This is a genomic window from Streptomyces murinus, from assembly GCF_002154555.1.
In the GTDB taxonomy this organism is placed as follows: domain Bacteria; phylum Actinomycetota; class Actinomycetes; order Streptomycetales; family Streptomycetaceae; genus Streptomyces; species Streptomyces murinus.
This window is the reverse complement of sequence record NZ_MUNF01000513.1, coordinates 1-7,788: the sequence shown is the minus strand read 5'-3', so window position 1 is coordinate 7,788 and position 7,788 is coordinate 1. Positions and strand designations below refer to the sequence as shown.

At 71.6% G+C, this 7,788-nt stretch carries 7 protein-coding genes; all 7 read left to right on the top strand.

Annotated features, from left to right (window positions below):
• On the top strand, window positions 1-809 hold an 809-nt coding region (locus CCN72_RS28360; protein WP_086810738.1), incomplete at its 5' end, for a DUF3152 domain-containing protein.
• 56 nt (window positions 810-865) lie between these two features.
• Window positions 866-961: an Ms4533A family Cys-rich leader peptide gene (locus CCN72_RS41570; RefSeq protein ID WP_310738795.1), complete on the top strand. Its 96-nt coding sequence runs from the start codon at window positions 866-868 to the stop codon at window positions 959-961.
• Window positions 962-1,141: 180 nt separating this feature from the next.
• Entirely contained in the window at window positions 1,142-2,860 is a 1,719-nt protein-coding gene (locus tag CCN72_RS28355; protein ID WP_085566430.1) for an ABC transporter substrate-binding protein, read from the top strand.
• A 4-nt stretch (window positions 2,861-2,864) separates the two neighbouring features.
• Complete coding sequence (locus CCN72_RS28350) at window positions 2,865-3,917, top strand: ABC transporter permease (RefSeq protein ID WP_086810736.1); 1,053 nt, start codon at window positions 2,865-2,867, stop codon at window positions 3,915-3,917.
• Window positions 3,914-4,912, top strand: a complete 999-nt coding sequence (locus CCN72_RS28345; RefSeq protein WP_085566432.1) for an ABC transporter permease — start codon at window positions 3,914-3,916, stop codon at window positions 4,910-4,912. Before CCN72_RS28350 ends, CCN72_RS28345 begins: the two co-directional genes overlap by 4 nt.
• Entirely contained in the window at window positions 4,909-6,510 is a 1,602-nt protein-coding gene (locus tag CCN72_RS28340; protein WP_086810734.1) for a dipeptide ABC transporter ATP-binding protein, read from the top strand. Before CCN72_RS28345 ends, CCN72_RS28340 begins: the two co-directional genes overlap by 4 nt.
• A gap of 220 nt (window positions 6,511-6,730) precedes the next feature.
• The coding region (locus CCN72_RS28335; RefSeq protein ID WP_143664223.1) for a DUF3492 domain-containing protein at window positions 6,731-7,788 on the top strand (1,058 nt) is incomplete at its 3' end.

Genomic DNA, 7,788 nt, shown 5'->3' with positions numbered 1-7,788 from the left:
CGCCCCTTGTTGTTCCCGCGCAGCGCGGGAACAACAAGGGGCGGGCCTTCACCGGTATCGCCGCGGCGGCCGTCACCACCGTGCTCGCGGTGGTCGTCGCCGGACAGGTGACCGAGGGGCGCGACAACGACGCGCGGACGGGGCACTCCGCGCCGGACCAAGGCGCCGACGCGCACCCCGGGCCTTCCGTGAAACCGAGCGCGGTGCCGTTGACGTACGAGCAGAAGATGGACCGCACGTATCCGCTGGGCGCCACCCTCAAGGCGTCCGGGACGTTCGACACGGTCCCCGGCTTCGACAAGGCGCCCGGCACCGGCCAGAAGTACCGCTACCGGGTCGACATCGAGCAGGGGCTCGGCCTGGACGGCGCGCTGTTCGCCGAGGCGGTGCAGAAGACGCTGAACGACGACCGGAGTTGGGGACACGGCGGCACCCGTACCTTCGAGCGGATCTCCTCCGGCAAACCCGACTTCGTGATCACCCTGGCCAGCCCCGGCACCACCGCCACCTGGTGCGCGAAATCCGGCCTGGACACCACCGAGGACAACGTCTCCTGCGACTCGGCCGCCACCCAGCGCGTGATGATCAATGCGTACCGGTGGGCTCAAGGAAGCAAGACATATGGCGACAAAATCCATATGTACCGGCAAATGTTGATCAACCATGAAGTCGGTCATCGGCTCGGCCACAACCACGTCACCTGCGAGAAGAGCGGCGAACTGGCGCCGGTCATGCAGCAGCAGACCAAGTTCCTCGACCATGACGGGATCCACTGTCTGCCCAACGCCTGGCCCTATCCAAGGAGTTGACAACCTGCACTTATGTCACATTGACATGAGCCGCAAGTTCGTTCATATTTCTGCGCATGTGGTCTAGTCATGCCGTCTCCTTCAGCGCCGCCATCGAGCTGGCGCTGATCGGCGTGACCGCGCTCTGCGTGGCCGACATCCACTGTCGCTGACGCCGCCCCCTGGCGTTCGCGTCGCGACCTTTCTTTCCTTCTCCGTCCGTGACCCCGGTCGCGGATTTTTCGACGACCCGACGCCGGGGCCGACGTCTGTCCAGGGACGTCTCACTCCTCGTCTCTTTGTCTCACTCTTCGAGAAAACCTCGAAACACCCCCCGAGAGGTCGTCATTCCGATGCGTCAACCGTCCGTCATAGCGCGCCGCGTGGCAGCGGCATCCGTCAGCCTGGTCGTGGCCGCGGGCGCCGCCGCCTGCGGTCCGAAGGACAGCGGTGCGAAGGGCTCCGGTGGCGACTCGACGCCCCACAAGGGCGGCACGCTCACGGTCCTGAACTCCGAGCCGCAGACCGATTTCGACCCCGCGCGGCTGTACACCTCCGGCGGCGGAAACGTCCCCTCGCTGGTCTTCCGCACCCTGACCACGCGCAACCGGGCGAACGGCGCGGCCGGCGCCAAGGTGGTGCCGGACCTCGCCACCGACACCGGGCGTCCCAACAAGGACGCGACCGTGTGGACGTACACCCTGAAGAAGGGCCTGAAGTACGAGGACGGCACCCCGATCACCTCGGCCGACATCAAGTACGGCATCGAGCGCTCCTTCGCCCCCGAGCTCTCCGGCGGCGCCCCCTACCTGCGCGACTGGCTGACCGGCGCGGCGGACTACCAGGGGCCGTACAAGGACAAGAAGGGCCTGTCGGCGATCGAGACGCCGGACGAGCGGACCATCGTCTTCCATCTGAACAAGCCCGAGGGCGAGTTCCCGTTCCTGGCCACCCAGACGCAGTTCGCGCCGGTGCCCAAGGCCAAGGACACCGGTACCAAGTACGAGGAGCACCCGGTCTCGTCCGGCCCCTACGAGGTCGTCAAGAACGAGAACGACGGCGAGCATGTGCTGCTCAAGCGCAACCCGAACTGGTCGGCGGCCACCGACGACCAGCGCAAGGCGTACCCGGACACCATCGATGTGCGCTCCGGCCTCGACTCCTCGGTGATCGACCAGCGGCTGTCCGCCTCCCAGGGCGCGGACGCCGCCGCCGTCACCACGGACACCAACCTCGGCCCGGCCGAGCTCGCCAAGGTGACCGGCGACAAGGAGCTGGCCGCGCGCGTGGGCACCGGCCACTTCGGCTACACGAACTACATCGCGTTCAACCCGACCGTGAAGCCGTTCGACAACCCCAAGGTGCGCGAGGCCATCGCCTACGCCGTCGACCGCTCCTCGGTGGTCAACGCGGCCGGCGGCAGCGCGCTCGCCGAGCCCGCCACGACCTTCCTGCCGAACCAGAAGTCCTTCGGGTACACGCCGTACGACCCGTTCCCGGCGGGCGCGTCCGGCAACCCGGCCAAGGCCAAGGAGCTGCTGGCGCAGGCCGGTTACAAGAACGGGCTCACCGTCACCCTGACGCACTCCAACGCCAAGGACTTCGCCACCAGCCCGGAGATCGCCACCGCCCTCCAGGACGCCCTCAAGAAGGCCGGCATCACGGTCAAGCTCCAGGGCCTGGAGGACAACGACTACCGGGACACCGTCCACAGCGTGAAGACCGAGCCCGGCTTCTTCCTCGCCGGCTGGGGCGCCGACTGGCCCTCCGGCGGTCCCTTCCTCGCCCCGATCTTCGACGGCCGGCAGATCGTCAAGGACGGCGCGAACTTCAACGCGAGCCGGCTCAACGACAAGTCGGTCAATGACGAGATTGACTCGATCAACAAGTTGACCGACCTCGACGCGGCCGCCAAGCGCTGGGGCGCCCTGGACCAGAAGATCGGCGGCAAGGCCCTGGTGGTGCCGCTGTTCCACCCCGTCTACAAGCGCCTGGTCGGCAAGGACATCCGCAATGTCGTCATCAGCGACTGGACCGGCGTGCTGGACATCTCCCAGGTCGCGGTGAAGTGACGCCGTGACCGAGTCACCCCTCGCCACCCCGGCCGCCGGGACGGACGCCTCCGTCCCGGCGGCCTCGGGGGCCCGCCGGTTCTGGCGGCGGCTGCGGGCGCAGCGCGCCGCCCTGGTCGCCGCGGCCGTCGTCGCGCTGCTCGTCCTGGTCGCGCTCGCCGCGCCGCTGCTCACCGCCTTGGAGGGCCAGGACCCCTTCACCTACCACCCGTCCCTGATCGACTCCGCGCGCGGCGGGGTACCGGTCGGCTCCCTCGGCGGCATCGACGCGGAGCACTGGCTGGGCGTCGAACCCCAGACCGGCCGCGACCTGTTCGCGCGCCTGGTCTACGGCGCCCGGGTCTCGCTCGGCGTCGCCCTGGCCGCCACCGTCATCCAGGTCGCCATCGGCGTGGCCGTCGGCGTGGCGGCTGCGCTCGGCAATCAATGGGTTGATCAACTGTTGAGCCGGATCACGGACATCATCGTCGCCATGCCGCTGATGATCATGTCGTTGGCCCTGCTGGCGGTCGTCCCGGCGAGCTTCCCGCGACCCGTCCTGGTCACCCTCGTCATCGGCCTGATCGCCTGGGGCAGCATCGCGAAGATCGTGCGCGCCCAGACCCTGTCCATGAAGGGCCTCGACTACGTCTCGGCGGCCCGGCTCAGCGGCTGGAAGACGTGGCGGATCGCCCGCCGGGAGCTGCTGCCCGGACTCGCCGCGCCCGTCATCACCTACGCGGCGCTCCTCGTGCCCATGAACATCTCGGTGGAGGCGGCCCTGTCCTTCCTCGGCGTCGGCGTCAAGCCGCCCACGCCCTCCTGGGGACAGATGCTCACCGCCGCCGACGTCTGGTACCAGGCCGCCCCGCAGTACCTGCTGCTGCCGGCCGGCGCCCTGTTCGTCACCGTCCTCGCCCTCACCGTGTTCGGCGACGGCGTGCGCACCGCCCTCGACCCGCGCGCCGCCTCCCGGCTGCGGATCGGCACCGGTCGCAAGGACAAGGACGCAGCCACAGCCACAGCCGAGGCTACGGCTACGGACGCGGACGCGACCAAGAAGGAGGCGACCGCATGAGCGGCTTCGGCGGATTCCTGCTGCGCCGGGCCGTGGGCACGGTCATCACCCTGCTCGCCATCTCGGTCATCGTCTACGTCGTCTTCTACGTCACCCCCGGCAACGTCGCCCAGATCACCTGCGGCCCGCGCTGCTCGCCCGCCCAGGTGCACCAGGTCGCCGAACAGCTGCACCTCGGCGACCCCCTCTACGTGCGCTACTGGCACTTCCTCCAGGGCCTCTTCGTCGGCCAGGACTTCTCCACCGGCACCTCCCTGGAGCACTGCGCGGCGCCCTGCCTCGGGCAGTCGTACCAGACCGGACAGCAGGTCCTGGACATCATCCTGGGCAAGCTGCCGGTCAGCCTCTCGCTGGTCCTCGGCGGCATGGTGCTGTGGCTCGCCCTCGGCGTCGGCACCGGTGTCCTCTCCGCCTGGCGGCGCGGCCGCGTCTCGGAGCGGGTGCTCACCGCGATCACCCTCGCGGGCACCGCCACGCCGGTGTTCGTCATCGGCCTGGTGCTGATGATCGTCGTCTGCGGCGAACTCCAGCTGCTGCCCTTCCCGGAGTACGTCGCCTTCACCGACGACCCCGAGCAGTGGGCCTGGAACCTGCTGCTGCCCTGGCTGTCGCTGGCCCTGATCGAGGCCGCGACCTTCGCCCGGCTGACCCGCGCCGCGATGCTGGAGACCCTCGCCGAGGACCACGTGAGGACCTTCAGGGCGTACGGCGTCGGCGAGCGGGCCATCGTCGGACGCCATGCGCTGCGCGGCGCGTTCGCCCCGGTCATCGCGCTCAACGCCAACAACGTCGGCTCCGCCGTCGGCGGTGCCGTCCTCACCGAGACCCTGTTCGGGCTGCCCGGCATCGGCCAGGAGCTGGTGCACGCGGTGAAGGTCGTCGACCTGCCGGTGGTCGTCGGCATGGTCCTCGTCATCGCGTTCTTCGTGGTGCTCGCCAACGCCGTCGCGGACGTGCTGTACGCGGTGGCCGACCGACGGGTGGTGCTCGCATGAGCCTGGTGGAAGTGACCGACCTGAGCGTCGAGTTCGGCGCGCTGCGGGCCGTCGACCAGCTCTCCTTCAGCCTGGCCGAGGGCGGCGCGCTGGCCCTGGTCGGCGAGTCCGGCTCCGGCAAGTCCACGGTCGCGGGCGCCCTGCTGGGCCTGCACCGCGGCACCGGCGCCCGGGTCGGCGGCTCCGTGCGCGTCGCCGGCACCGATGTCCGGGCGGCCACCGAACAGGAGCTGCGGCGGCTGCGCGGCGCCAAGGCCGCCATGGTCTTCCAGGACCCGCTGTCCTCGCTCGACCCCTACTACGCCATCGGCGACCAGATCGCCGAGGTGTACCGGGTGCACACCCGCGCCGGACGCCGCGCCGCCCGCGCGCGGGCCGTCGAGGTCCTGGACCGGGTGGGCATCCCGGACGCCGCCCGGCGCGCCCGCTCACGCCCGCACGAGTTCAGCGGCGGCATGCGCCAGCGCGCGCTCATCGCCATGGCGCTGGCCTGCGAACCCGAGCTGCTGATCGCTGACGAGCCCACCACCGCGCTCGACGTCACCGTGCAGGCCCAGATCCTCGACCTGCTGCACACCCTGCGCACGGAGACCGGCATGGGCCTGCTGCTGGTCACCCATGACGTGGGCGTGGCCGCGGAGAGCGTCGAGGAGGTGCTGGTCATGCGGCACGGCCGGGCCGTCGAGCACGGTCCGGTCGGGACGGTCCTCGCGGCGCCCCGGGAGTCGTACACCCGTGAACTCCTCGACGCCGTCCCGCGCGTGGACGCCCGCCGCACCGGCTCCCCGGCCACCGGCGAGGTGGTCCTGGAGGCCACCGGGCTGCGGCGCGAATTCGGGCGCGGCAAGCGGGCGTTCGCGGCCGTGGACGATGTCTCGCTGACCGTGCGCAGGGGCGAGACCCTCGGCGTCGTCGGCGAGAGCGGCAGCGGCAAGACCACCCTCGGCCGGATGCTGGTCGGCCTCCTGGAGCCCACCGCGGGCCGGATCCGCTACGCGGGCGAGCCGCACACCGGGGTGAACCCGGCCGTCCAGATGGTCTTCCAGGACCCCGTCTCCTCCCTCAACCCCCGCCGCAGCGTGGGCGAGTCCATCGCCGACCCGCTGCGCGCCCGCGGCGAGAAGGGCGCGGGGGCCGAGGAGCGGATCAGGGGGCGGGTGACGGAACTGCTGGAGCGCGTGGGGCTCGAAGGGGCGCACCACGACCGCTACCCGCACGAGTTCAGCGGGGGCCAGCGCCAGCGCATCGGCATCGCCCGCGCGCTGGCCGCCGACCCGCGCGTCATCGTCTGCGACGAACCCGTCTCCGCGCTCGACGTCACCACCCAGGCCCAAGTGGTCGCCCTGCTCGGCGAGTTGCAGCGGGAACTGGGCCTCGCGCTGGTCTTCATCGCGCACGACCTCGCCGTCGTCCGCCAGGTCAGCGACCGGCTCGCGGTGATGCGCCGGGGCCGGCTGGTCGAGTACGGCCCCGCCGACGAGGTCTACGACAGCCCGCGCGAGGAGTACACCCGGCAGCTGCTGGCCGCCGTACCCGCCCTCGACCCGGAGCTGGCGGCCCGGCGCCGGGCCGCGCGGCGCGCACCGGCGGCGGTCTGACCGGGCGCGGGACACCGCGCCCGGCGTGACGTCCCGTACCCGCGTGAACGCCTAGCGCGACAGAACGCGGTCCGCACGAGAAAGTTACGCGTGTTCACCCCTTTTGGTGGCGCGACGGACAACCGTCCGTCGCGCCACCCTCTTGTCCGCTTACGTTCGTCCCGCTGTGAGCCGCCGGGACCAACGGCGGCCGACCAGAAGGAAGATCGGGGGTGCACGCGTGCGCACGGGACTGCTGACAGAAGGCGGCTATCCGTATGCGAGCGGTGACGCCGGCCTCTGGTGCGACCGGCTGGTGCGCGGGCTCGGGCAGCACGAGTTCGACCTCTACGCGCTCAGCCGCAGCAGGCACCAGGAGGAACAGGGCCTGCTCCCGCTCCCGCCCCAGGTGACCCGGGTCCGTACGGCACCGCTGTGGACGGCCGAGGGCGACGGCGGGGCGGTCGGGTACGGACGGCGCGCGCGCCGGCGCTTCACCGAGCACTACGGCGAACTGGCCGGCGCGGTGTGCGCGGCGGCGGACGGCAGCGCCTCCGGCACCGTGGCGGACCGTTTCGCCAACGCCCTGTACGGGCTCGCCGAACTCGCCCGCGAGGAAGGCGGACTCGGCGCGGCGCTCCGCTCCGACCTCGGCGTACGCACCCTGGAGCGCGCCTGCCGCGCGCCCGGTGCGCCGCGCACGGCGCGCGAGGCGCGCGTGGCCGATCTGCTCACCGTCACCGGTCACCTCGAACGCGCCCTGCGCCCCCTCTCCCTCGACTGGTACGGCGAGGACGCGCTCGGCGCGGCCGACCTCTGCCACGCCGCGTCCGGCGGGCCCGCCGCCCTTCCCGGGCTGCTCGCCCGGCACTTCTGCGGGGTGCCGCTGCTGGTCACCGAGTACGGCGTCCATCTGCGCGCCCACTACCTGGGCCAAGGGCCCGGGGCGGCGCCCGCGGTACGGGCCCTGCTCGCCGCGTTCCACGGGCGGCTCGCCACCGAGATCTACCGGCGCGCCGAGATCCTCACCCCGGGCAACGCGCACGCCCGTCGCTGGCAGGAGCGGTGCGGGGCGGACCGGGCCAGGATCCGCACGGTGTACCCGGGCATGGCGGCCGACGGCTTCACCGAGGCCGGTGAGTCACCGGACGGCGCGGACCCGGACACCCTGGTCTGGGTCGGGCGCGTCGAACCCGCCAAGGACCTCGTCTCCCTGCTGCACGCCTTCGCGGAGGTGCGCAGACGGGAGCCCGGGGCCCGGCTGCGCATCGTCGGTTCGCCGGGCGGGCCCGAGGGCAC

Excerpts from the sequence above, each read along its gene's own strand:
- CCN72_RS41570 (WP_310738795.1), top strand. The coding sequence starts at position 866 with ATGTGGTCTAGTCATGCCGTCTCCTTCAGCGCCGCCATCGAGCTGGCG.
- CCN72_RS28355 (WP_085566430.1), top strand. The coding sequence starts at position 1,142 with ATGCGTCAACCGTCCGTCATAGCGCGCCGCGTGGCAGCGGCATCCGTC.
- CCN72_RS28345 (WP_085566432.1), top strand. The coding sequence starts at position 3,914 with ATGAGCGGCTTCGGCGGATTCCTGCTGCGCCGGGCCGTGGGCACGGTC.
- CCN72_RS28340 (WP_086810734.1), top strand. The coding sequence starts at position 4,909 with ATGAGCCTGGTGGAAGTGACCGACCTGAGCGTCGAGTTCGGCGCGCTG.